The organism is Janthinobacterium svalbardense, assembly GCF_002327145.1.
Classification (GTDB): Bacteria; Pseudomonadota; Gammaproteobacteria; order Burkholderiales; family Burkholderiaceae_D; genus Janthinobacterium; species Janthinobacterium tructae.
In genome coordinates this window covers 206057-230713 of the sequence record NZ_CP023422.1, presented here as the reverse complement: position 1 = coordinate 230713, position 24657 = coordinate 206057, and the positions used below count along the sequence as shown (strand labels likewise).

Sequence of the window (24657 nt, the reverse complement as noted above, 5' to 3'; positions counted from 1 at the left end):
CAACGGTAGTCCATAACCTGCAGGCATGAAACATGCGCAAGCTTTCATGCCTGCAAGCCCAGCTTGGCTTTACACTCTTGCCATGATTTCCTTCCCTACAGCCAATAATGCGGTGCCCGTGCTGGGCCTGGGCATCGACGCGGGCGGCACGCAGACGCGCTGGGCCCTGGCCACCGTTGACGGCGTCATCGTGGCCGACGGCGCCGTGGAAGGCTTGTCTGCCTTGCAAATGAGCAGCGCTGCGGGCCGCGCGGCCGTGCACGCCACGTTCACCGGGCTGTGCCATGCCGTGCTGGCCGTTGGCCAGCCGCGTGCCGTGGTGGCGGGCTTGACGGGTTTTGGCGGCGACGATGCTGTGCTGGCGCAAACGCTGGCCACTTTGCTGGCGCTGGACGCCGCTGATGTCAGCGTGGGCAACGATATCGACATTGCCTATCGCGACAGTTTTGAACCGGGCGAAGGTTATCTGGTCTACGCTGGCACGGGCTCGATTGCCGCCTGGATCGATGCGGATGGCGTGTTTCACCGCGCGGGCGGGCGCGGCGTGCTGCTCGACGATGGCGGCGGCGGCTACTGGATCGCCCGTGAAGCCTTGCGCCACATCTGGCGCCGCGAAGACGAGGCGCCCGGCAGCTGGCAAAGCTCGCCCATGGCCGAAGCCGTGTTTGCGCATATCGGCGGTAGCGACTGGTCGCTGTCGCGCGCCTTCATGTATGGACAGGACCGGGGCGCCATCGGCCGGCTGGCGCTGGCCGTGGCCGCCAGTGCGGATGCCGACCCGCTGGCGCTGGACATCTTGCAGCGCGCGGGACAGGAACTGGCGCGCCTGGCGCTGGCCCTGACGGCGCGCTACGGTCCCCGTCCCGTGGTGCTGGCGGGCCGCGCGGCGCAGTTGCACCCGGCCATTGCAGTTGCCATGCGCGCCGCTTTGCCGGTATCGTTGATGATGGAGCAAAAAGTTGCCCGTTCGCATGAGGCTGCGGCCAAGCTGGCAGCCAGGGCAGCCAGCAAGAACTGAACAATTTATTAACCCGAACACGGATCTTTCATGAAAAAAATCGCTCTCGCCCTGCTGGTGGCTCTGCTCTCCGCCTGTAGCACGCCCGCGCCGCACCTCGACCACAGTTTGACGGCGCGCAGCCAGAGCCCGCGCGTGAAATTCATCGTCATCCATTACACGGTCAGCGACTTGCCCCGCTCGATCAAGATCCTGACGGAACAGGTCGTCAGCAGCCATTATTTGCTGACCGACACGGACAAGCCGAAGTTTTACGTGCTGGTCGACGAGTCGCGCCAGGCCAATCACGCGGGTGTGAGTAACTGGAAGACTTATACACAGTTGAATGTCAGCTCGATCGGCATCGAGATCGTCAACCCCGGTTACAAGGACACGCCGGAAGGCCGCCTCTGGTATCCGTTTCCGCAGGCACAGATCGATGAGCTGATTCCGCTGCTGAAAGATATCCAGGCCCGCTACAACATCGCACCGGAAAACATCCTCGGCCATAACGAGATCGCCCCGCAGCGCAAGCAGGATCCGGGCCCCCTGTTCCCATGGCGCCAGCTGGCCGATGCGGGCCTGATCGTCTGGCCGGACGCGAACCGTGTGGCCGCGCAGCGCCTCATGTTTGAGAGCCAAGTGCCGGACGCCGTCTGGTTCCAGAAAAAGCTGGCCCAGCACGGTTATGCGACGCCGAATACGGGCATCTTCGATGAAGCGACGCGCAATGTGCTGATCGCCTTCCAGATGAAATACCGCAACACCTTGTTTGACGGCACGCCCGATGGCGAAACGGCGGCCCTGCTGGAAGTGCTGACGACGCCGCCCCAGCGGTTGCAACACCTGCTGTTGTAGCAAAGTAGCATAGCCGTTCCAGCCCATGACTTTTTCTTATATGCTGAACGTTGACGGCCCAGGTGGCCACGGCAAGGTAAAGGAATAGCTCATGCGGCTGCGTCATATCGAAGTGTTTCACGCCATCATGCAAGTCGGCACCATCAGCGGCGCCGCCCAGGTGCTGCATATCTCGCAACCGGCCGTGACCAAGGTCTTGCAGCATTGCGAGTTGCAACTGGGCATGCCGCTTTTCGAGCGCGTGCGGGGCAAGCTGTACCCGAAGCCCGAGGCGCACCGTTTGTTTGTCGAGACGGAAAAGCTCAACCGCGATCTATTGGGCATCCGCCGCCTGGCGGCCAGCCTGAAGGGCCATGCGGTGGAAACTATCCGTTTGGTTTCCACGCCGACGCTCGCCATCAGTGTCTTGCCGTTTGCCATGACGCAGTGGCGGCGCGACTTTCCCCACACGCGTTGCCAGCTGGCTACCCACCACACGGGCGAGATCGTCAATACCCTGCGCCTCGGTGAAGCGGACTTGGCCGTGTCGCTGCAAGACCCGCGCCATCCGGGCATCGTGGCCGAACCGATCGCGCAGGGTGTCATGACGGTGATCGCGCCGGCTGGCACCTGGCATGCGGCCGACTGCGGCACGCCCTTGACGGCGCATGGCCTGAATGGCGAGCTGATCGGCCATGCGGACAACGATCCGCTGGGCGAACTGGTGGTTGCCGCCTGCGAGGCGCAGGATATCCACCCCGTCTTTAGTACCGTGGTGCAAACCTATCAAATTGCCCGTTCCCTGGTGGAAGCGGGCGCCGGCATGGCCGTGGTCGACCCGTTTACGGCCGCCTCCGGCTCGCCCGAGCGCTTGCAGCGCCGTCCCTGGGCACCCACGATACCGATTCAACTGTATTTATTGACGGCGAGCCACTCGCCGCTGTCGCATGGCGCGCGGCGCCTGGCCGACAGCATCGGCGTGGCGGCGCGTCAGTGTCTGGAAAGAGGAGTCTGATGTCTGTTGCAATTTTGCAATTGGAAGCGGTCGGCAGCGATCCGCAATTTCGGCATTTGAATAGCATCGCCGGCATCGCCGTCGACTTGCGCTATGCCACGCCCGACAATTTCGTCGGCCGCGACTTATACAGTCCCATTGATTGCGCCTGGCTGCACCGCGATGCGGCCGCTGCGCTGGAACAGGCCGTGGCTTGGTTGGCCGCGCATCGCCCCGATCATCATTTATTGGTGCTCGATGCCCTGCGCCCGCAGCGGGTCCAGCAGCAATTGTGGGATGCGCTGCAGGGCACGGAGTTGCTCGGCTACATCGCCGAACCGTCGCGCGGCTCGATTCACTCATTTGGTATGGCGCTCGACATCACCATCGTGGGACCGGATGGGCAGGAACTGGACATGGGCACGGGATTTGACGACTTGAGTGAACGCTCACACCCGGCGCTGGAGCTGTCCTTGTTGGAAAAGGGAGAAATTACCGAGAAACACGTGGCGCATCGCCGATTGTTGCGCGAAGCCATGTTCCAGGCGGGTTTCTTCGGCATCAACAGCGAATGGTGGCATTTCGATTGCGGCGACCGGGTACTGGTGCGCCAGACCTACACCCGGGTACTCTGATCAGAAGACCTGTAATCCCTTCAGCATCACGATCAGGATCAATACAGGCGAGACAAAGCGCAGCAGGAACAGCAGCACATACGCCAGAGTTTGATTCTGCAACTGGCCGTGATTGCTGATCGCCTCGATGAAATGCTGTTTGCCCCAGGCCCAGCCTGTAAACAAGGCAATCGCGATGCCGCCCACGGGCAGGAAGATATTCGATGAGACGAAGTCGAACAGGTCAAACATATTCAAATTAAACAGCTTGAGGTCCGCCAGGGTGCTGTTGCTCAGCGCGCATACGGAACCGAGCACGGCAAGCAGCAGCATGGTCACCACGGTAGCCTTGGTGCGCGTCCAGCCGAAGCGCTCATGGAAAATCACCACCGGTACTTCCATCAGCGACAGCATCGCGCCCGTGGCGGCCACGGCGGCCAGGATAAAGAACACCACCATCAGCGCTTGTCCCATCGGGATTTGCGAGAACACGGCCGGAATCGTGATGAACACCAGCGACGGTCCCGCGCTGGGGGCGAAACCAAACGTGAACACGGCGGGGAAGATGGCGATGCCGGCCAGCATCGATACGCCGAGGTCGGCCGCCATTACGCGCAAGGTGGTGACAGGGATATTCTGGTCGTCGCGGAAATAGCTGCCATAGGTCATCATCGTGCCCATGCCGACGGACAATTTAAAGAAAGCCAGGCCCATGGCCGTCAGCACGACGGAAGCCGTCAGCTTTGAAAAATCAGGACGAAACAAAAAGGCCAGGCCTTCACCTGCTTTATCGAGCGACAGGCTGACCGCACAGAGCAGTAGCAGCAGCAGGAACAGCAGCGGCATGAGTTTCTTGGCGATCGCTTCGATGCCCTTGGTCACGCCCAGCATCAATATGCCGCCGATAAACAGCAGCACGCCCCATTGCCAGAACAGCGATTGCAGGGGATTGCTGATCAGGGAGGCGAAGGCCGCTTCCGTCACCAGCTTGTCGCTGCTGAGGATGGAGCCGTCGATGGCTTTGGCGATATACGCAAACACCCAGCCCACCACTTCCGAGTAAAACGCGACGATCAGAAAGGCGGCGATCATGCCGATCACGCCGACCAGCCACCAGGGTTTGCCCTTCGGTGCCAGTTGTTCCATGGTGGAGATCGGGTTGACCTTGGCGCGGCGGCCCAGGGTAATTTCCGCGATCATCACGGGCAGGCCTACTAATAAGGTGGCGAGTAAATAGATGAGCAGGAAGCCGGCGCCGCCATTCGCGCCCGTCAGATAGGGGAATTTCCAGATATTGCCGAGACCGACTGCGGAACCGAGGGTGGCGGCGAGCACGCCGAAGCCAGTGGTAAAGCCAGCTCGTTTCAGGGTCAGGCCTGATCCTTGAGCTTGTTGTTTCATGGTGAATCTTCTATGGTGGGACGCGAATTTGCGCTGAGGGGGCGAAATTGTAGCAGTTGGCCGCAAATACCCCGGAAAAGCCTTGCTACTGGCGGGGCGCTTTGCTATAGTTCGCCTCCCCAATGAGACGCAGTCAAATGCGGCACTTGAGGATCACCGGAAACGGCGATGGGCAGGAAAAGAAGGAGTTGACGGATGTAGTGAAATGCTTCATACTCTTCCTTCTTCGCAGCTGACAAACACAACGCTTTGTCGATAGCGCGAAAGTAGCACCGAATACAGTTCTTTAACAATTAACAGTCGATAAGTGTGGGCATTTGATGTAAGTGCAGCGTCAATCTTCGGATTGGCGTCTAACTTAAAATATCAAATGTTCACAAGAAATAATGAAATAGGCGCTACGCAAGTAGTGGCCTGTCAGTTTTTTGAGTGAGCGACCCGTCGCAAGACGGTGCCAATAAAATGGCAAAGTAACAGAGATTAAACTGAAGAGTTTGATCCTGGCTCAGATTGAACGCTGGCGGCATGCCTTACACATGCAAGTCGAACGGCAGCACGGAGCTTGCTCTGGTGGCGAGTGGCGAACGGGTGAGTAATATATCGGAACGTACCCTAGAGTGGGGGATAACGTAGCGAAAGTTACGCTAATACCGCATACGATCTAAGGATGAAAGTGGGGGATCGCAAGACCTCATGCTCGTGGAGCGGCCGATATCTGATTAGCTAGTTGGTAGGGTAAAAGCCTACCAAGGCATCGATCAGTAGCTGGTCTGAGAGGACGACCAGCCACACTGGAACTGAGACACGGTCCAGACTCCTACGGGAGGCAGCAGTGGGGAATTTTGGACAATGGGCGAAAGCCTGATCCAGCAATGCCGCGTGAGTGAAGAAGGCCTTCGGGTTGTAAAGCTCTTTTGTCAGGGAAGAAACGGTGAAAGCTAATATCTTTTGCTAATGACGGTACCTGAAGAATAAGCACCGGCTAACTACGTGCCAGCAGCCGCGGTAATACGTAGGGTGCAAGCGTTAATCGGAATTACTGGGCGTAAAGCGTGCGCAGGCGGTTTTGTAAGTCTGATGTGAAATCCCCGGGCTCAACCTGGGAATTGCATTGGAGACTGCAAGGCTAGAATCTGGCAGAGGGGGTAGAATTCCACGTGTAGCAGTGAAATGCGTAGATATGTGGAGGAACACCGATGGCGAAGGCAGCCCCCTGGGTCAAGATTGACGCTCATGCACGAAAGCGTGGGGAGCAAACAGGATTAGATACCCTGGTAGTCCACGCCCTAAACGATGTCTACTAGTTGTCGGGTCTTAATTGACTTGGTAACGCAGCTAACGCGTGAAGTAGACCGCCTGGGGAGTACGGTCGCAAGATTAAAACTCAAAGGAATTGACGGGGACCCGCACAAGCGGTGGATGATGTGGATTAATTCGATGCAACGCGAAAAACCTTACCTACCCTTGACATGGCTGGAATCCTTGAGAGATCAGGGAGTGCTCGAAAGAGAACCAGTACACAGGTGCTGCATGGCTGTCGTCAGCTCGTGTCGTGAGATGTTGGGTTAAGTCCCGCAACGAGCGCAACCCTTGTCATTAGTTGCTACGAAAGGGCACTCTAATGAGACTGCCGGTGACAAACCGGAGGAAGGTGGGGATGACGTCAAGTCCTCATGGCCCTTATGGGTAGGGCTTCACACGTCATACAATGGTACATACAGAGCGCCGCCAACCCGCGAGGGGGAGCTAATCGCAGAAAGTGTATCGTAGTCCGGATTGTAGTCTGCAACTCGACTGCATGAAGTTGGAATCGCTAGTAATCGCGGATCAGCATGTCGCGGTGAATACGTTCCCGGGTCTTGTACACACCGCCCGTCACACCATGGGAGCGGGTTTTACCAGAAGTAGGTAGCTTAACCGTAAGGAGGGCGCTTACCACGGTAGGATTCGTGACTGGGGTGAAGTCGTAACAAGGTAGCCGTATCGGAAGGTGCGGCTGGATCACCTCCTTTCTAGAGTTTGCACGAATCAGTAATGATTCACGCATCAAATGTTCACACTTATCGGCTGTTTAATTAAGAAGAAACAGTAGTCGTAGTAGTTCCGCGTTGGGGCTGTAGCTCAGCTGGTTAGAGCACCGTGTTGATAACGCGGGGGTCGTTGGTTCGAGTCCAACCAGCCCTACCAGTAAAAACAAACCCGGGGGTAAGGTGGACACTAGTCCAGCCAGACCTACCAGTAACACAGATACCCAGGGGGATTAGCTCAGCTGGGAGAGCACCTGCTTTGCAAGCAGGGGGTCGTCGGTTCGATCCCGTCATCCTCCACCAAAGTTTTACTAGAAAGTGCAAACGTAAGCCAGTCAACAAGACTGTGGTTTAGGTTTGATCTTTTAGCGATCAAAGCTGTTTCGTTCTTTAACAATCTGGAAGAAGTAAAGATTATTTATTGATTGGTTTGCCGTAAAAAGCAAATCGATGGGTAATGATTGTATGTATCAACAAACAAGCAACAACGTTGTACTTTCTTATCCCTGTAGCGCTCTTTCATCATGTAAATGATGAGAGGCTAACGTTATAGGGACAAGCGAATAAGTGCACATGGTGGATGCCTTGGCGATTACAGGCGATGAAGGACGTAGTAGCTTGCGATAAGCTGCGGGGAGTGAGCAAACACACTTTGATCCGCAGATTTCCGAATGGGGCAACCCACCCTTTTAGGGTATTGCATACTGAATACATAGGTATGCAAGGCGAACGCGGCGAACTGAAACATCTAAGTAGCTGCAGGAAAAGAAATCAACCGAGATTCCCAAAGTAGCGGCGAGCGAAATGGGAAGAGCCTGTACGTGATAGTCGGACCGATAACAGAATCCTCTGGAAATAGGAGCCATAGTGGGTGATAGCCCCGTATGTGAAATTGGACCGGTGATACTAAGCGTACGACAAGTAGGGCGGGACACGTGACATCCTGTCTGAATATGGGGGGACCATCCTCCAAGGCTAAATACTCGTAATCGACCGATAGTGAACCAGTACCGTGAGGGAAAGGCGAAAAGAACCCCGGAAGGGGAGTGAAATAGATCCTGAAACCGTGTGCATACAAACAGTAGGAGCGGACTTGTTCCGTGACTGCGTACCTTTTGTATAATGGGTCAGCGACTTACATTCAGTGGCAAGGTTAACCGCATAGGGAAGCCGTAGAGAAATCGAGTCCGAATAGGGCGATCAGTCGCTGGGTGTAGACCCGAAACCAAGTGATCTACTCATGGCCAGGATGAAGGTGCGGTAACACGCCCTGGAGGTCCGAACCCACTAATGTTGAAAAATTAGGGGATGAGCTGTGGGTAGGGGTGAAAGGCTAAACAAACTTGGAAATAGCTGGTTCTCTCCGAAAACTATTTAGGTAGTGCCTCAAGTATCACCATCGGGGGTAGAGCACTGTTATGGCTAGGGGGTCATTGCGACTTACCAAACCATTGCAAACTCCGAATACCGATGAGTGCGAGCTTGGGAGACAGACGTCGGGTGCTAACGTCCGGCGTCAAGAGGGAAACAACCCAGACCGCCAGCTAAGGTCCCAAAGATTGGCTAAGTGGAAAACGAAGTGGGAAGGCTAAAACAGTCAGGATGTTGGCTTAGAAGCAGCCATCATTTAAAGAAAGCGTAATAGCTCACTGATCGAGTCGTCCTGCGCGGAAGATGTAACGGGGCTAAGCCAGTCACCGAAGCTGCGGATATTGTTCTGTGATTTATCACAGATATATATGGTAGGAGAGCGTTCTGTAAGCCTGCGAAGGTGTCTTGTAAAGGATGCTGGAGGTATCAGAAGTGCGAATGCTGACATGAGTAGCGATAATGGGGGTGAAAAGCCTCCACGCCGTAAGCCCAAGGTTTCCTGTTCAACGTTCATCGGAGCAGGGTGAGTCGGCCCCTAAGGCGAGGCAGAGATGCGTAGCTGATGGGAAGCAGGTTAATATTCCTGCACCGTCGTATGATGCGATGGGGGACGGATCGCGGAAGGTTGTCCAACTGTTGGAATAGTTGGTTTTTGGCTCATAGAAGGCACTTAGGCAAATCCGGGTGCGCAATTCAAGGGGTTGAGACGAGTGCACTTGTGCACGAAGCAATCGGAAGTGGTTCCAAGAAAAGCCTCTAAGCTTCAGTCATACGAGACCGTACCGCAAACCGACACAGGTGGGCGAGATGAGTATTCTAAGGCGCTTGAGAGAACTCGGGAGAAGGAACTCGGCAAATTGGTACCGTAACTTCGGGAAAAGGTACGCCCCGGTAGCTTGACTGGTTTACTCCAGAAGGGTGAAAGGGTTGCAATAAACTGGTGGCTGCGACTGTTTAATAAAAACACAGCACTCTGCAAACACGAAAGTGGACGTATAGGGTGTGACGCCTGCCCGGTGCTGGAAGATTAAATGATGGGGTGCAAGCTCTTGATTGAAGTCCCAGTAAACGGCGGCCGTAACTATAACGGTCCTAAGGTAGCGAAATTCCTTGTCGGGTAAGTTCCGACCTGCACGAATGGCGTAACGATGGCCACACTGTCTCCTCCCGAGACTCAGCGAAGTTGAAATGTTTGTGATGATGCAATCTACCCGCGGCTAGACGGAAAGACCCCATGAACCTTTACTGTAGCTTTGCATTGGACTTTGAACCAATCTGTGTAGGATAGGTGGGAGGCTTTGAAGCGGGGACGCTAGTTCTCGTGGAGCCAACCTTGAAATACCACCCTGGTTTGTTTGAGGTTCTAACCTTGGTCCGTTATCCGGATCGGGGACAGTGCATGGTAGGCAGTTTGACTGGGGCGGTCTCCTCCTAAAGTGTAACGGAGGAGTTCGAAGGTACGCTAGATACGGTCGGACATCGTGTTGATAGTGCAATGGCATAAGCGTGCTTAACTGCGAGACTGACAAGTCGAGCAGGTACGAAAGTAGGACATAGTGATCCGGTGGTTCTGTATGGAAGGGCCATCGCTCAACGGATAAAAGGTACTCTGGGGATAACAGGCTGATTCCTCCCAAGAGTTCATATCGACGGGGGAGTTTGGCACCTCGATGTCGGCTCATCACATCCTGGGGCTGTAGCCGGTCCCAAGGGTATGGCTGTTCGCCATTTAAAGTGGTACGTGAGCTGGGTTTAAAACGTCGTGAGACAGTTTGGTCCCTATCTGCCGTGGGCGTTGGAAATTTGAAGGGGGCTGCTCCTAGTACGAGAGGACCGGAGTGGACGTATCTCTGGTGTACCGGTTGTCACGCCAGTGGCATTGCCGGGTAGCTAAATACGGAAGAGATAACCGCTGAAAGCATCTAAGCGGGAAACTTGCCTTGAGATGAGATTTCCCAGAGCCTTGAGCTCTTTGAAGGGTCGTTCGAGACCAGGACGTTGATAGGCTGGGTGTGGAAGTGCAGTAATGCATTAAGCTAACCAGTACTAATTGCCCGTACGGCTTGTCCCTATAACCTTAGCAGGTACAGAGGATAAGACGGTACAACGTTGTGCGTTTGTTGATACTACAATTCATTACCCTAATCTTTGCTTCTTCCAGATTCAGGCTTTGTCGCTCTACTGAGGACAAATGCCAGTACAAGTTATGCCTGATGGCCATAGCAAGTTGGTCCCACCCCTTCCCATCCCGAACAGGACCGTGAAACAACTTTGCGCCGATGATAGTGCTGCAACCAGTGTGAAAGTAGGTTATCGTCAGGCTTGTTATTCGAAAAAACCCCCATCGGTGATCCGGTGGGGGTTTTTTTACGTTTAGAGATTTATCATGAGTTGTGCCATTGATCGGTGCTACAGTGCGCAATAGCCCCTAAAACGCATACAGATGGACTATCAACAACTTTCTACCCAGCGCCGCAACCATCCGGCCTGGCGTTTGCTCGCCGCCGATCATGCACCGATGATCGCCAGTTTTCTGCACCATCATTTTATTGCGCCCAATATCCGTACCATCGCGCGCCAGCAACTGGCATCGCATCTGGACGATCATCTGTATCATCTGCACGAACTGGCTGGCGAGGTGTTGTTTCCCAAAAGCGCGACAGCGTATCTGGACGACTGGGCTTCCGATGAGCGGGGCTGGCTACGCAAATATTATCCAAGCGGGCAGGACGAACCGCACTATGATCTGACGTCGCCGACCGAACAGGCAATCGAATGGCTGCTTGGCCTGGGACAACGGCAATTCATCGGTACCGAATCGCGATTGATGACGGTATTCGATTTGCTGCGTCAGATTATCGACGGCACGGAATTAAATCCCCGCACCCGTATCGCCGAGCTGCAAAAACGCAAGGCGGCGATCGATGCGGAAATCGCGCAAATCGCCCAGGGCCGGCTCGACATGATGGAACCGACGCAGATACGCGAACGCTTCCTGCAAATGTCATCGACGGCGCGCGAACTGTTGTCCGACTTTCGCGCTGTAGAGCATAATTTTCGCAGCCTGGACCGATCAGTGCGGGAGCGCATCGCTACCTGGGAGGGTAGCAAGGGTGAATTGCTGCAGGAGATTTTCGGCAAGCGCGATGTGATCGCCGATTCCGATGAAGGCAAGAGTTTTCGCGCCTTCTGGGATCTGTTGATGTCGCCCTCGCGCCAGGATGAATTGACGGCGCTGCTGAATGCGGTAATGGCGCTTGATCCGGTACGCGAACTGGCGCCCGATGGCCGCTTGCTGCGAATTCATTACGACTGGCTGGAGGCTGGCGAAGTGACGCAGCGCACGGTAGCGCGCTTGTCCGAACAGCTGCGGCGCTATCTCGACGATCAGGCCTGGCTGGAAAATCGCCGCATCATGCAGTTGATACGTGACATAGAAAAAAAGGCGCTCGATGCACGCGCGGTGGTCGAGCATGCGGCCTTTATCGATATCGACGCCGCAGCGCCGAATGTGCTGGCACCGATGGACCGCACTTTGTTTACGCCGCCATTCAAACCCGTCATCTTGCAGGGCGTGCTCGATGACGCGGCCGAACCGGTGCCGTCGGATGCCTTGTTCGAGCAGGTCTATGTCGATCGCCTGAAGCTGGCGTCGAATATCCGGCGTGCGCTACAGGAGCGCAAACAAGTGTCACTCGCCGCATTGATCGCCGAGTATCCGCTCGAGCAGGGCCTGGCGGAACTGGCCACTTATCTGAGCCTGGCGACGCAGGAATTGCCCAGCGTGATCGACGACACGCAAGAAGAAACGATACACTGGACCGATGCACAAGGTCGTGCGCGCATTGCCACGGTGCCTCTCCTTATTTTTAGTGCATGATGAATTCTTCCAGCGAAACACATTACAGCCAGATCCTGATCGCCTTGATGCAAGGCGTCTTGTACCAGGAAAATGATGTCGCCTTGTGGCAGCCCCTGCTGCTGCTGCAAGCGCGCGTGCGCGATTATTGCCAGCACATCGGGCTGGAGCTGATCCTCGATGAAGCCGAGGGCTATGCCTATCTGCGCCAGCGCGCCACGTCGGAAGGGGAAGTTGCACTGCCGCGCCTGGTGCCGCGCCGCCAGCTCAGTTATCCGGTCAGTTTGATCCTGGTGCTGTTGCGTAAAAAGCTGGCGGAGTTTGACAGTAATGGCGGTGACACGCGATTGATCGTCAGTCGTGAGCAGATCACCGAACAATTGCGCCTTTTCCTGCCCGATACCGCCAATGAAGCACGTTTGCTCGACCGTATGGAGACGCATCTGAACAAAGTGGTCGAACTGGGCTTCCTGTATCGTTTGCGTGGACAGGATCAGCAATTTGAAGTGCGGCGCATTTTGAAGGCATTTGTCGATGCGCAATGGCTCAGCGATTTCGAGCAGCGCCTGAATGATTACGCCGGTCATGGCATGAGCCTGTCGGAGGAGGCGCAATGACGGCGCGTGACCATGAGGACGGTGGAATGCCCCAGCTTGATTTCGCCGACCCGGCGGCCATGGAGCGCGCCGGCTTTCGCCTGCATCACTTCGAAGTCTTCAATTGGGGTACCTTCCATGCGCGTGTGTGGAAACTGCATCCGGGCGGCGATAATCTGCTGCTGACCGGCGACATCGGTTCTGGCAAGTCGACGCTGGTCGACGCGATCACCACCTTGCTGGTGCCCGCGCAAAAAATTTCCTACAACAAGGCCGCTGGCGCCGATGCGCATGAGCGCAGCTTGCGCACGTATGTGCTCGGCCACTACAAATCGGAACGCGGCGACACTGGCAACACGGCGCGCGCGGTCGCCTTGCGTGACCAGAATACTTATGCCGTGATTCTTGGCGTCTTTTATAACGAGGGCTACGATCAGACAGTGACCCTGGCGCAGGTCTTCTGGCTCAAGGATGCACGCGGCCAGCCCGAGCGCTTTTATGTGGTGGCGGACAGTGCCTTGTCGATCGCAGACCAGTTTGCCGGCTTCGGCACCGATATCAACCAGTTGCGCAAGCGCCTGCGCGCCAGCAAGGGCGTGACCCTGCACGACAGCTTTCCACCGTATGGCGCCGATTTCCGCCGCCGCTTCGGCATCGGCAATGAACAGGCGATGGAGTTGTTTCACCAGACGGTATCGATGAAATCGGTCGGCAACCTGACCGACTTCGTGCGCGAGCATATGCTGGAAGCATTTCCTGTCGAGGAGCGTATCGCCGCCCTGATCGCCCATTTCGATGATCTGCATCGGGCGCACGAAGCGGTACTGAAGGCGAAACAGCAAATCGAGCAATTGCTGCCGCTCACAAGCGATTGCGCACGCCATGCCAGCTTGCAGCAGCAAGATGAGCAATTGCGCGGTTGCCGCGAAGCGCTGCGGCCATGGTTTGCTGCCTTGAAAAGCGACTTGCTTGAAAACCGTCTGGAACAACTGGTGCTGGAGCTGGAAAAAACGGCTGCGCGCCTGCAGCGGCTGCAACAGTTGCGCGGTGAGCACGGCGTGCGCCGCGATGATATCCGTGTAGCTATTTCCGCCAACGGCGGCAATCGCCTGGCGCAGATCGACGCCGAGATTGCGCGCCAGCAAATGCTGAAGGATGAGCGTACGCGGCGCGCGGCGCAATATGATGAATTGGCGCAAGCGCTGGGCTTGCCGGGTGCGACCGATGACGAAAGCTTTCGCGCTAATGTGCGCGCCATCGACAGTGGCCACGCGCAATGCGTGGCGCAACGTGACGAGTCGAATAGCCGCCTGACCGAGGCCGGCGTGACGTTGCGTGAATTGCGCAGCAGCCATGGGGAGTTAACAGGAGAACTCGAATCGTTACGCCAGCGCCGCTCGAATATTCCAGGCCAGATGCTGAAACTGCGCGACTTGCTGTGTGGCGCGCTCGATCTCGATGGTGACGAGCTGCCCTTTGTTGGCGAACTGATCCAGGTACGCGATGATGCCGGCGAGTGGGAGGGCGCGGCCGAACGCCTGCTGCACAATTTCGGCCTGGCGCTGCTGGTGCCGGAAGCCCATTATGCGGCGGTGGCGGCGTGGGTCGACCGCAGCCATCTTGGCGCCCGCCTGGTGTACTTTCGGGTACGCACGGTCAGCGTGCCGGAAGCGCGGCCGCTGCATCCGGATTCACTGGTGCGCAAGCTGTCGATCAAGCCCGATTCCGCGTTTTATCCCTGGATCGCCAGTGAACTGGCGCGGCGTTTCGACTATGCCTGCTGTGACTCGCTGCAGCAATTCCAGCGCGAAAAACTGGCCATCACGCGCAACGGCCAGATCAAGGCGGGTGGCGAGCGGCACGAAAAGGATGACCGTCATCAGTTACAAGACCGCACCCGTTATGTTCTGGGCTGGACCAACCAGGCCAAGATCGCGGCGCTGGAAAAGCACGCACGTGACTTGTCGTTGCGCATTACTGCCCACGTTGCGCGCATCAGCGCACTGGGACTGGAATTCAAGACGCATCAAGATCGCGTGGGGCAGTGGCAGCAACTGGCGTTGTTCCAGCATTTCGGTGATCTGGAGTGGAAGCCGGTGCTGCTGGCGATCGAACAACTGCTGCGTGAAAAAGAGGCGCTGGAAGCGGCGTCCGATTTGCTGCAAGAGCTGCAGAGCCAGCTTGAGGCGCTGACGCAAGCACAAGCCAAAACGGATGAGGACATCAGCCGTCACACCACTGAACATGCCAAGCTCAGCGAACGCCAGGATCAGGCGCGGCGCCAGTTGGCCGACTGCGCACAGTTGCTGGACGCCACGCCGGTGCACGCGCGTGAGCTGTATTTTCCTCTGCTGCTGCAGTTGCAGCCTGAAGTACTGGGCGAACACAAGCTGACGGTGGAGTCGTGCGACAACCGTGAAAAAGACATGCGCGGGTTCTTGCAGGCGCGGATTGATGCCGACAGCAAGAAAATCGCCGGCTTGCGCGACCGTATCATCAATGCCATGAGCGATTACGTGACGGCCTGGCCGCTCGATACGCGTGAAGTCGATGTCAGTATCAATGCCGCCAGTGAATTCGACAAGATGCTGGCGGCGCTGCAGGCCGATGATTTGCCGCGCTTTGCGCAGCGCTTCAAGGAGCTGCTGAATGAAAACACGATCCGCGAAATTGCCGGTTTTCAATCACAGCTCAAGCGCGAGCGCGAGACTATCCGCGAGCGCATCGATATCATCAACCGCTCCCTGCACGACATCGATTACAACCCCAACCGCTATATCGCGCTGGAAGCCGAGCCCAACCTGGACGCCGACCTGCGCGACTTCCAGGCCGACTTGCGCGCCTGCACCGAGGGCGCGCTGACCGGGTCGAGCGACGAGGAATATTCGGAAGCCAAATTCCTGCAAGTGAAAACCATCATCGAGCGTTTCCGTGGCCGTAGCGGCAGCGCCGAGGTCGACAAGCGCTGGACGCGCAAGGTGACCGATGTGCGCAACTGGTTTGTGTTTTCGGCCTCCGAGCGCTGGCGTGAAGACGACCGTGAGCATGAGCATTACACGGATGCGGGCGGCAAATCCGGCGGCCAGAAGGAAAAGCTGGCCTATACCGTGCTGGCCGCCAGCCTGGCATACCAGTTCGGCCTCGAATGGGGCGTGGTGCGCTCGCGCTCCTTCCGTTTTGTCGTGATCGACGAAGCGTTTGGCCGCGGCTCGGATGAATCCGCGCGCTATGGGCTGGAACTGTTCAAGCGTATGAATCTGCAATTGCTGATCGTCACGCCACTACAGAAAATCCACATCATCGAACCCTATGTGGCGGGCCTGGGGTTTGTCCATAGCGAAGAGGGGCGGCAGTCGATGCTGCGCTGCCTGAGCATCGAGCAATATCGCTCCGAGCGCGATACGCGCGCGGCACCATCATCGTGAGCAACAGTGCCTGGACCACGCCGGCGATGATACAGGCGCACTTGCTGCGCCTGTGGGACAGTGGCCGCTGGCTGGCGGCGCAGCAGGGCGGCGAAGCGCTGTTTCCGTTGACGCTCAATGTGCGCCAACCGGGTACGGCCGAATTGGGCACGCAGTTCGATGCGGTGCGGCACTGGATACGGCAGCTTGAAGAAGGCAGCCGGCGCCATAAGGGCTATGGCTACGAGATCACCCGTCGTGAAATCAATCATCGCCAGCTTGGCCGCAACCAGTTGCCCGACAAAATCGTGCTGGCCGATGAAGCCGATGCCTTGCGCCTGATCGGCAAGGGTGCTGAAAAACGCCGCTTCGAGCAATTGGCGGCCTTGAGCCTTCAGGCTTTTCCGGTGCTGGCCGGCTACTTGGTGCGGCGTCCGATGAGCGTGCTGGAGAACGCCGCCGACTGGCCGCGTATCCTGGCGGTTCTGCAATGGTTTGTGGCCAATCCGCGTTCGCAGCTGTATCTGCGCGAACTTGATATTGCCGGTGTCGATGGCAAATTCATCGAAGCACGCAAGGGTCTGCTGGCCGAGTTGCTCGACCAGGTCTTGCCGCCGGGCGCGATCAATGTGCAGGCGGTCGGTGCGCGCCAGTTCGAAGCGCGCTACGGCTTGTTAGCCAAGCCCGCACTGATACGCTTTCGCCTGCTCGATGCACGCCACTATCTTGGCGGGCTGTCGGACCTGAGCGTGCCGGTGGCGCAGTTTGCCGCCTTGCAGACGGCGGTTGAACGGGTCTTCATTACCGAAAACGAAATCAACGGCCTGGCCTTCCCGGACGTGCCACACAGCATGGTGATTTTTGGTGGCGGCTATGGCGTCGAGCGCCTGTGTGATGTGCGCTGGCTGGACTGCAAGCAAATCATTTACTGGGGCGATATCGATACGCATGGTTTTGCCATTCTCGACCGGCTGCGCACCATTTTTCCGCATGCCGGTTCGATACTGATGGATATCCCGACACTGGAAGCGCACCGCTCGTTATGGGGCAGTGAAGAAGCCCATAAACGCCATCTCGGCAAGCTGAGCCGATTGACGCCGGAAGAGCACACTTTGTTTCAACTACTGCAAGACGACGTATTGGGCCAGCGCATCCGCATGGAGCAGGAGCGGTTGGGCTTTCACTGGGTCAGCGCGGCGATAAAAAATCTCTGACGCAAGCCTTGCTTCTGTCGCTCCGCTTTGCTATAGTTCGCCTCCCCGATGAGACGCACTAGTTTGCGGCACAAAAGGGACAGCCTTCAGGGGCTGGGTAGTAGAAAAGAAGGTTGACGGATTTAGCGAAATGCTTCATACTCTTCCTTCTTCGCAGCTGACAAACACAACGCTTTGTCGATAGCGCGAAAGTAGCACCGAATACAGTTCTTTAACAATTAACAGTCGATAAGTGTGGGCATTTGATGTAAGTGCAGCGTCAATCTTCGGATTGGCGTCTAACTTAAAATATCAAATGTTCACAAGAAATAATGAAATAGGATACTTCTTCGGAAGTAGCCTGTCAGTTTTTTGAGTGAGTAAATCTTTTGTAATGCAAAAGATTTGGATGGTAGTGATACTGTCCGACCTGTCAGAAATGACATTAAACAGAGATTAAACTGAAGAGTTTGATCCTGGCTCAGATTGAACGCTGGCGGCATGCCTTACACATGCAAGTCGAACGGCAGCACGGAGCTTGCTCTGGTGGCGAGTGGCGAACGGGTGAGTAATATATCGGAACGTACCCTAGAGTGGGGGATAACGTAGCGAAAGTTACGCTAATACCGCATACGATCTAAGGATGAAAGTGGGGGATCGCAAGACCTCATGCTCGTGGAGCGGCCGATATCTGATTAGCTAGTTGGTAGGGTAAAAGCCTACCAAGGCATCGATCAGTAGCTGGTCTGAGAGGACGACCAGCCACACTGGAACTGAGACACGGTCCAGACTCCTACGGGAGGCAGCAGTGGGGAATTTTGGACAATGGGCGAAAGCCTGATCCAGCAATGCCGCGTGAGTGAAGAAGGCCTTCGGGTTGTAAAGCTCTTTTGTCAGGGAAGAAACGGTGAGAGCTAATATCTCTTGCTAATGACGGTACCTGAAGAATAAGCACCGGCTAACTACGTGCCAGCAGCCGCGGTAATACGTAGGGTGCAAGCGTTAATCGGAATTACTGGGCGTAAAGCGTGCGCAGGCGGTTTTGTAAGTCTGATGTGAAATCCCCGGGCTCAACCTGGGAATTGCATTGGAGACTGCAAGGCTAGAATCTGGCAGAGGGGGGTAGAATTCCACGTGTAGCAGTGAAATGCGTAGATATGTGGAGGAACACCGATGGCGAAGGCAGCCCCCTGGGTCAAGATTGACGCTCATGCACGAAAGCGTGGGGAGCAAACAGGATTAGATACCCTGGTAGTCCACGCCCTAAACGATGTCTACTAGTTGTCGGGTCTTAATTGACTTGGTAACGCAGCTAACGCGTGAAGTAGACCGCCTGGGGAGTACGGTCGCAAGATTAAAACTCAAAGGAATTGACGGGGACCCGCACAAGCGGTGGATGATGTGGATTAATTCGATGCAACGCGAAAAACCTTACCTACCCTTGACATGGCTGGAATCCTTGAGAGATCAGGGAGTGCTCGAAAGAGAACCAGTACACAGGTGCTGCATGGCTGTCGTCAGCTCGTGTCGTGAGATGTTGGGTTAAGTCCCGCAACGAGCGCAACCCTTGTCATTAGTTGCTACGAAAGGGCACTCTAATGAGACTGCCGGTGACAAACCGGAGGAAGGTGGGGATGACGTCAAGTCCTCATGGCCCTTATGGGTAGGGCTTCACACGTCATACAATGGTACATACAGAGCGCCGCCAACCCGCGAGGGGGAGCTAATCGCAGAAAGTGTATCGTAGTCCGGATTGTAGTCTGCAACTCGACTGCATGAAGTTGGAATCGCTAGTAATCGCGGATCAGCATGTCGCGGTGAATACGTTCCCGGGTCTTGTACACACCGCCCGTCACACCATGGGAGCGGGTTTTACCAGAAGTAGGTAGCTTAACCGTAAGGAGGGCGCTTACCACGGTAGGATTCGTGACTGGGGTGAAGTCGTAACAAGGTAGCCGTATCGGAAGGTGCGGCTGGATCACCTCCTTTCTAGAGTTTGCACGAATCAGGTAACTGATTCACGCATCAAATGTTCACACTTATCGGCTGTTTAATTAAGAAGAAACAGTAGTCGTAGTAGTTCCGCGTTGGGGCTGTAGCTCAGCTGGTTAGAGCACCGTGTTGATAACGCGGGGGTCGTTGGTTCGAGTCCAACCAGCCCTACCAGTAAAAACAAACCCGGGGGTAAGGTGGACACTAGTCCAGCCAGACCTACCAGTAACACAGATACCCAGGGGATTAGCTCAGCTGGGAGAGCACCTGCTTTGCAAGCAGGGGGTCGTCGGTTCGATCCCGTCATCCTCCACCACGTTTTACTCGAAAGTACAAATGTAAGCCTCTGGGTTTAGATTTGATCTTTTAGCGATCAAAGCTGTTTCGTTCTTTAACAATCTGGAAGAAGTAAAGATTATTTATTGATCAAGTCTATGTGTGCAGCAATGCATGAGGCGACTTGATGGGTAATGATTGTATGTATCAACAAACAAGCAACAACGTTGTACTTTCTTATCCCTGTAGCGCTCTTTCATTATGCAAATGATGAGAGGCTAACGTTATAGGGACAAGCGAATAAGTGCACATGGTGGATGCCTTGGCGATTACAGGCGATGAAGGACGTAGTAGCTTGCGATAAGCTGCGGGGAGTGAGCAAACACACTTTGATCCGCAGATTTCCGAATGGGGCAACCCACCCTTTTAGGGTATTGCATACTGAATACATAGGTATGCAAGGCGAACGCGGCGAACTGAAACATCTAAGTAGCTGCAGGAAAAGAAATCAACCGAGATTCCCAAAGTAGCGGCGAGCGAAATGGGAAGAGCCTGTACGTGATAGTCGGACCGATAACAGAATCCTCTGGAAATAGGAGCCATAGTGGGTGATAGCCCCGTATGTGAAATTGGACCGGTGATACTAAGCGTACGACAAGTAGGGCGGGACACGTGACATCCTGTCTGAATATGGGGGGACCATCCTCCAAGGCTAAATACTCGTAATCGACCGATAGTGAACCAGTACCGTGAGGGAAAGGCGAAAAGAACCCCGGAAGGGGAGTGAAATAGATCCTGAAACCGTGTGCATACAAACAGTAGGAGCGGACTTGTTCCGTGACTGCGTACCTTTTGTATAATGGGTCAGCGACTTACATTCAGTGGCAAGGTTAACCGCATAGGGAAGCCGTAGAGAAATCGAGTCCGAATAGGGCGATCAGTCGCTGGGTGTAGACCCGAAACCAAGTGATCTACTCATGGCCAGGATGAAGGTGCGGTAACACGCCCTGGAGGTCCGAACCCACTAATGTTGAAAAATTAGGGGATGAGCTGTGGGTAGGGGTGAAAGGCTAAACAAACTTGGAAATAGCTGGTTCTCTCCGAAAACTATTTAGGTAGTGCCTCAAGTATCACCATCGGGGGTAGAGCACTGTTATGGCTAGGGGGTCATTGCGACTTACCAAACCATTGCAAACTCCGAATACCGATGAGTGCGAGCTTGGGAGACAGACGTCGGGTGCTAACGTCCGGCGTCAAGAGGGAAACAACCCAGACCGCCAGCTAAGGTCCCAAAGATTGGCTAAGTGGAAAACGAAGTGGGAAGGCTAAAACAGTCAGGATGTTGGCTTAGAAGCAGCCATCATTTAAAGAAAGCGTAATAGCTCACTGATCGAGTCGTCCTGCGCGGAAGATGTAACGGGGCTAAGCCAGTCACCGAAGCTGCGGATATCCTTTATTGGATATGGTAGGAGAGCGTTCTGTAAGCCTGCGAAGGTGTCTTGTAAAGGATGCTGGAGGTATCAGAAGTGCGAATGCTGACATGAGTAGCGATAATGGGGGTGAAAAGCCTCCACGCCGTAAGCCCAAGGTTTCCTGTTCAACGTTCATCGGAGCAGGGTGAGTCGGCCCCTAAGGCGAGGCAGAGATGCGTAGCTGATGGGAAGCAGGTTAATATTCCTGCACCGTCGTATGATGCGATGGGGGGACGGATCGCGGAAGGTTGTCCAACTGTTGGAATAGTTGGTTTTTGGCTCATAGAAGGCACTTAGGCAAATCCGGGTGCGTAATTCAAGGGGTTGAGACGAGTGCACTTGTGCATGAAGCAATCGGAAGTGGTTCCAAGAAAAGCCTCTAAGCTTCAGTCATACGAGACCGTACCGCAAACCGACACAGGTGGGCGAGATGAGTATTCTAAGGCGCTTGAGAGAACTCGGGAGAAGGAACTCGGCAAATTGGTACCGTAACTTCGGGAAAAGGTACGCCCCGGTAGCTTGAATGGTTTACTCCATGAGGGTGAAAGGGTTGCAATAAACTGGTGGCTGCGACTGTTTAATAAAAACACAGCACTCTGCAAACACGAAAGTGGACGTATAGGGTGTGACGCCTGCCCGGTGCTGGAAGATTAAATGATGGGGTGCAAGCTCTTGATTGAAGTCCCAGTAAACGGCGGCCGTAACTATAACGGTCCTAAGGTAGCGAAATTCCTTGTCGGGTAAGTTCCGACCTGCACGAATGGCGTAACGATGGCCACACTGTCTCCTCCCGAGACTCAGCGAAGTTGAAATGTTTGTGATGATGCAATCTACCCGCGGCTAGACGGAAAGACCCCATGAACCTTTACTGTAGCTTTGCATTGGACTTTGAACCAATCTGTGTAGGATAGGTGGGAGGCTTTGAAGCGGGGACGCTAGTTCTCGTGGAGCCAACCTTGAAATACCACCCTGGTTTGTTTGAGGTTCTAACCTTGGTCCGTTATCCGGATCGGGGACAGTGCATGGTAGGCAGTTTGACTGGGGCGGTCTCCTCCTAAAGTGTAACGGAGGAGTTCGAAGGTACGCTAGATACGGTCGGACATCGTGTTGATAGTGCAATGGCATAAGCGTGCTTAACTGCGAGACTGACAAGTCGAGCAGGTACGAAAGTAGGACATAGTGATCCGGTGGTTCTGTATGGAAGGGCCATCGCTCAACGGATAAAAGGTACTCTGGGGATAACAGGCTGATTCCTCCCAAGAGTTCATATCGACGGGGGAGTTTGGCACCTCGATGTCGGCTCATCACATCCTGGGGCTGTAGCCGGTCCCAAGGGTATGGCTGTTCGCCATTTAAAGTGGTACGTGAGCTGGGTTTAAAACGTCGTGAGACAGTTTGGTCCCTATCTGCCGTGGGCGTTGGAAATTTGAAGGGGGCTGCTCCTAGTACGAGAGGACCGGAGTGGACGTATCTCTGGTGTACCGGTTGTCACGCCAGTGGCATTGCCGGGTAGCTAAATACGGAAGAGATAACCGCTGAAAGCATCTAAGCGGGAAACTTGCCTTGAGATGAGATTTCCCAGAGCCTTGAGCTCTTTGAAGGGTCGTTCGAGACCAGGACGTTGATAGGCTGGGTGTGGAAGTGCAGTAATGCATTAAGCTAACCAGTACTAATTGCCCGTACGGCTTGTCCCTATAACCTTAGCAGGTACAGAGGATAAGACGGTACAACGTTGTGCGTTTGTTGATACTACAATTCATTACCCTAATCTTTGCTTCTTCCAGATTCAGGCTTTGTCGCTCTACTGAGGACAAATGCCAGTACAAGTTATGCCTGATGACCATAGCAAGTTGGTCCCACCCCTTCCCATCCCGAACAGGACCGTGAAACAACTTTGCGCCGATGATAGTGCTGCAACCAGTGTGAAAGTAGGTTATCGTCAGGCTTGTTATTTGATGAAACAGCCCCCGGCTGTTTCACCTAGAGAAAAACCCGTCAAGCAATTGGCGGGTTTTTTTTCGTCTGGCGCGTTTGTCACTATAAAAGCGCAGGTTTTACAGCGTACAGGTAAAAAAAGGCAGCGCTGCGCGCCGCCTTCCTGTCTTTGCATCCCTTTTATTGAGCGGCAACCACCGGCGTGGTGCCGCTCCTGGCGACCCACTCGATCAGCGCATCCACGGCGGCGCGGCCATTGCCATTGCCCACCAGGTCGCTATTGATCATGGCGACCACCACGCACAACTGGTTGTTGGCGTCAGGTACGTAGCCGGCGATGGCCACCACATTCTTTAATGTGCCCGTCTTGATGCGGGCGCGCGCGGCGGCCGGGCTGTTCAGCAGGCGCTTGCGCATGGTGCCGTCCAGCGCCACGATGGGCAGGCTGGACTGGAACTCCGGCGCCCACGGGCTTTGCTGCATCGCTTGTAGCACGCCGGCCATTTGCGCTGGCGCAATGCGTCCCGTGCGCGACAAGCCGGAACCGTTGTCGATCAGCATGCCCTGGGTGTCGATATGGTGCCGCTGGAACCATTCCTGGATGACCAGTCGCGCCCGATTGGCCGTATCTTCCGGCACCGCCATGGCAACGGGGCGGCTGCCCAGCCAGCCATCGCTCTGCAAGCTGCCCAGGCTCAGGAACAAGGTGCGGGCCAGGGTGTTGTCGGAGGTCTTGTTGATATCGCGCAGCACTTCCGGCAAGGCACGCGCCACATGGTCGGCCAGCATGCGCGTGCCGACCGGCTCGGCCGTCGGCGGCAAGCCAGTAAATGGCGCTTCGCGTACCGTGCCCGTGATCGTGCCGCCCAGGCGTTTCCAGGTGGCACGGAACAAGCGGTCTGCATAATCGTTGCGGTCGAGCACGTTGATGCTGGTGGCCTTGCTGCAATTTTGTGGGAAGGTGCCGTGCAGTATCACCTGCAGCTTGCCGCCCGCATCGCGCCGGTATTCCGGCGGGCGCCAGCCATCTTCCCATCGCGCGCAATTACCTTTGATTAGCTTCATGTCGCTGGTGATGCTGACATTCTCCAGCGCCGGCTGCATCAGGATACTCAATTGCCGGTCCGTCGAGTTCATGTTGATATCGAGCAAATTGGTGTTCAGCAACAAGGCGTCGGGGATGACGTTGTAGCGGAACTCGGCCGACTCATCGAAGGGCGGCATACCGATATCGGGCCGGGCCGGCTGGAACAGCTGGCGGTCGAGTATCAGATCGCCCTTGATTTTGACGATGCCCTGGTTACGCAGGGTTTGCAGCATGTGTGCCAGCACGTCCGCGTTGAAATCCGTGTCGGCGCCGCCGCGCAGGATCAGGTCGCCTTTCAGTACGCCATTGATGACGTCGGCGCTGGTACGCAACTCCGTGCGGCCGCGGAAGATGGGGCCCAGTTGCTCCAGGCCCACGGCCGTCGTCACCAGCTTCATGGTGGAAGCGGGCTGCATGCTGCGCTCGGCGCCGTGCGACAGCACGGTGGCGTTGCCACGCAAGACGATGGCGCCCATGGCGTCTTCGGGGATATTCGCGCTGCGCAGCAGCAGGCTGACGGATTCGGGCAATTGCGCGTGGGCAGTCGACAGGCCAAGACCCGCCAACAGCGCAGCCATCAGAACAGGACGTAACATGGTGCT

The 24657-nt window shown here is 55.7% G+C and carries 10 protein-coding genes, 3 tRNA genes and 6 rRNA genes; 17 read left to right on the top strand and 2 right to left on the bottom strand.

From position 1 onward, the window contains the following. The first annotated feature begins 82 nt into the window (after positions 1-82). The 4 genes from CNX70_RS00930 to CNX70_RS00915 all read left to right on the top strand — a co-directional run bounded on the left by CNX70_RS00930 (position 83) and on the right by CNX70_RS00915 (position 3463). On the top strand, positions 83-1018 hold the full coding sequence (locus CNX70_RS00930) for a BadF/BadG/BcrA/BcrD ATPase family protein (protein ID WP_244198994.1): 936 nt from the start codon (positions 83-85) through the stop codon (positions 1016-1018). A gap of 30 nt (positions 1019-1048) precedes the next feature. Next, a complete protein-coding gene (locus tag CNX70_RS00925; RefSeq protein WP_096232711.1) occupies positions 1049-1855 on the top strand; it encodes an N-acetylmuramoyl-L-alanine amidase in 807 nt (268 codons plus the stop codon). Between the two features lie 91 nt (positions 1856-1946). Then, entirely contained in the window at positions 1947-2849 is a 903-nt protein-coding gene (locus tag CNX70_RS00920) for a LysR family transcriptional regulator (RefSeq protein WP_096232709.1), read from the top strand. Beyond that, entirely contained in the window at positions 2849-3463 is a 615-nt protein-coding gene (locus CNX70_RS00915; RefSeq protein ID WP_096232707.1) for a M15 family metallopeptidase, read from the top strand. Before CNX70_RS00920 ends, CNX70_RS00915 begins: the two co-directional genes overlap by 1 nt. Here the strand turns inward: CNX70_RS00915 and CNX70_RS00910 are convergent, their stop codons facing one another. Continuing rightward, complete coding sequence (locus CNX70_RS00910) at positions 3464-4843, bottom strand: sodium-dependent transporter (protein ID WP_096232704.1); 1380 nt, start codon at positions 4841-4843, stop codon at positions 3464-3466. A 482-nt stretch (positions 4844-5325) separates the two neighbouring features. On the opposite strand from CNX70_RS00910, the gene CNX70_RS00905 reads away from it, so the two are divergent. The 13 genes from CNX70_RS00905 to rrf (CNX70_RS00840) all read left to right on the top strand — a co-directional run bounded on the left by CNX70_RS00905 (position 5326) and on the right by rrf (CNX70_RS00840) (position 22978). Next, positions 5326-6855 (top strand): 16S ribosomal RNA (locus tag CNX70_RS00905). Positions 6856-6953: 98 nt separating this feature from the next. Further along, positions 6954-7030 (top strand) — tRNA-Ile (locus tag CNX70_RS00900). 67 nt (positions 7031-7097) lie between these two features. Then, positions 7098-7173, top strand: a tRNA-Ala gene (locus CNX70_RS00895). A 250-nt stretch (positions 7174-7423) separates the two neighbouring features. Then, a 23S ribosomal RNA gene (locus tag CNX70_RS00890) occupies positions 7424-10312 on the top strand. 138 nt (positions 10313-10450) lie between these two features. Continuing rightward, positions 10451-10563 (top strand): 5S ribosomal RNA (gene rrf / locus CNX70_RS00885). The 16S, 23S and 5S rRNA genes sit together here with 2 tRNA genes alongside, the layout of an rRNA operon. A 121-nt stretch (positions 10564-10684) precedes the next feature. Then, entirely contained in the window at positions 10685-12121 is a 1437-nt protein-coding gene (locus CNX70_RS00880; RefSeq protein WP_096232702.1) for a DUF3375 domain-containing protein, read from the top strand. Then, positions 12121-12717 (top strand): DUF4194 domain-containing protein, encoded by a 597-nt coding sequence (locus tag CNX70_RS00875; protein ID WP_208624539.1) that lies wholly within the window; start codon positions 12121-12123, stop codon positions 12715-12717. The genes CNX70_RS00880 and CNX70_RS00875 overlap by 1 nt, the downstream gene beginning before the upstream one ends. 26 nt (positions 12718-12743) lie before the next feature. Then, entirely contained in the window at positions 12744-16121 is a 3378-nt protein-coding gene (locus CNX70_RS00870) for an ATP-binding protein (protein ID WP_096232697.1), read from the top strand. Then, a complete protein-coding gene (locus CNX70_RS00865; RefSeq protein WP_244198993.1) occupies positions 16118-17314 on the top strand; it encodes a Wadjet anti-phage system protein JetD domain-containing protein in 1197 nt (398 codons plus the stop codon). Before CNX70_RS00870 ends, CNX70_RS00865 begins: the two co-directional genes overlap by 4 nt. A gap of 437 nt (positions 17315-17751) precedes the next feature. Then, positions 17752-19282, top strand: a 16S ribosomal RNA gene (locus tag CNX70_RS00860). Between the two features lie 100 nt (positions 19283-19382). Next, positions 19383-19459: transfer RNA gene (locus CNX70_RS00855), tRNA-Ile, on the top strand. 392 nt (positions 19460-19851) lie between these two features. Further along, a 23S ribosomal RNA gene (locus CNX70_RS00845) occupies positions 19852-22727 on the top strand. Between the two features lie 138 nt (positions 22728-22865). Beyond that, positions 22866-22978 (top strand): 5S ribosomal RNA (gene rrf / locus CNX70_RS00840). 170 nt (positions 22979-23148) lie between these two features. On the opposite strand, the gene dacB is transcribed toward rrf (CNX70_RS00840), so the two are convergent. Next, a complete protein-coding gene (gene dacB / locus CNX70_RS00835) occupies positions 23149-24651 on the bottom strand; it encodes a D-alanyl-D-alanine carboxypeptidase/D-alanyl-D-alanine endopeptidase (protein WP_096232695.1) in 1503 nt (500 codons plus the stop codon). Positions 24652-24657: the final 6 nt, after the last annotated feature.

What these genes read in the sequence shown, in the direction of transcription:
- CNX70_RS00930 (WP_244198994.1), top strand. Translation starts at nt 83, where the DNA reads ATGATTTCCTTCCCTACAGCCAATAATGCGGTGCCCGTGCTGGGCCTG.
- CNX70_RS00925 (WP_096232711.1), top strand. Translation starts at nt 1,049, where the DNA reads ATGAAAAAAATCGCTCTCGCCCTGCTGGTGGCTCTGCTCTCCGCCTGT.
- CNX70_RS00920 (WP_096232709.1), top strand. Translation starts at nt 1,947, where the DNA reads ATGCGGCTGCGTCATATCGAAGTGTTTCACGCCATCATGCAAGTCGGC.
- CNX70_RS00915 (WP_096232707.1), top strand. Translation starts at nt 2,849, where the DNA reads ATGTCTGTTGCAATTTTGCAATTGGAAGCGGTCGGCAGCGATCCGCAA.
- CNX70_RS00910 (WP_096232704.1), bottom strand. Translation starts at nt 4,843, where the DNA reads ATGAAACAACAAGCTCAAGGATCAGGCCTGACCCTGAAACGAGCTGGC.
- CNX70_RS00880 (WP_096232702.1), top strand. Translation starts at nt 10,685, where the DNA reads ATGGACTATCAACAACTTTCTACCCAGCGCCGCAACCATCCGGCCTGG.
- CNX70_RS00875 (WP_208624539.1), top strand. Translation starts at nt 12,121, where the DNA reads ATGAATTCTTCCAGCGAAACACATTACAGCCAGATCCTGATCGCCTTG.
- CNX70_RS00870 (WP_096232697.1), top strand. Translation starts at nt 12,744, where the DNA reads ATGCCCCAGCTTGATTTCGCCGACCCGGCGGCCATGGAGCGCGCCGGC.
- dacB (WP_096232695.1), bottom strand. Translation starts at nt 24,651, where the DNA reads ATGTTACGTCCTGTTCTGATGGCTGCGCTGTTGGCGGGTCTTGGCCTG.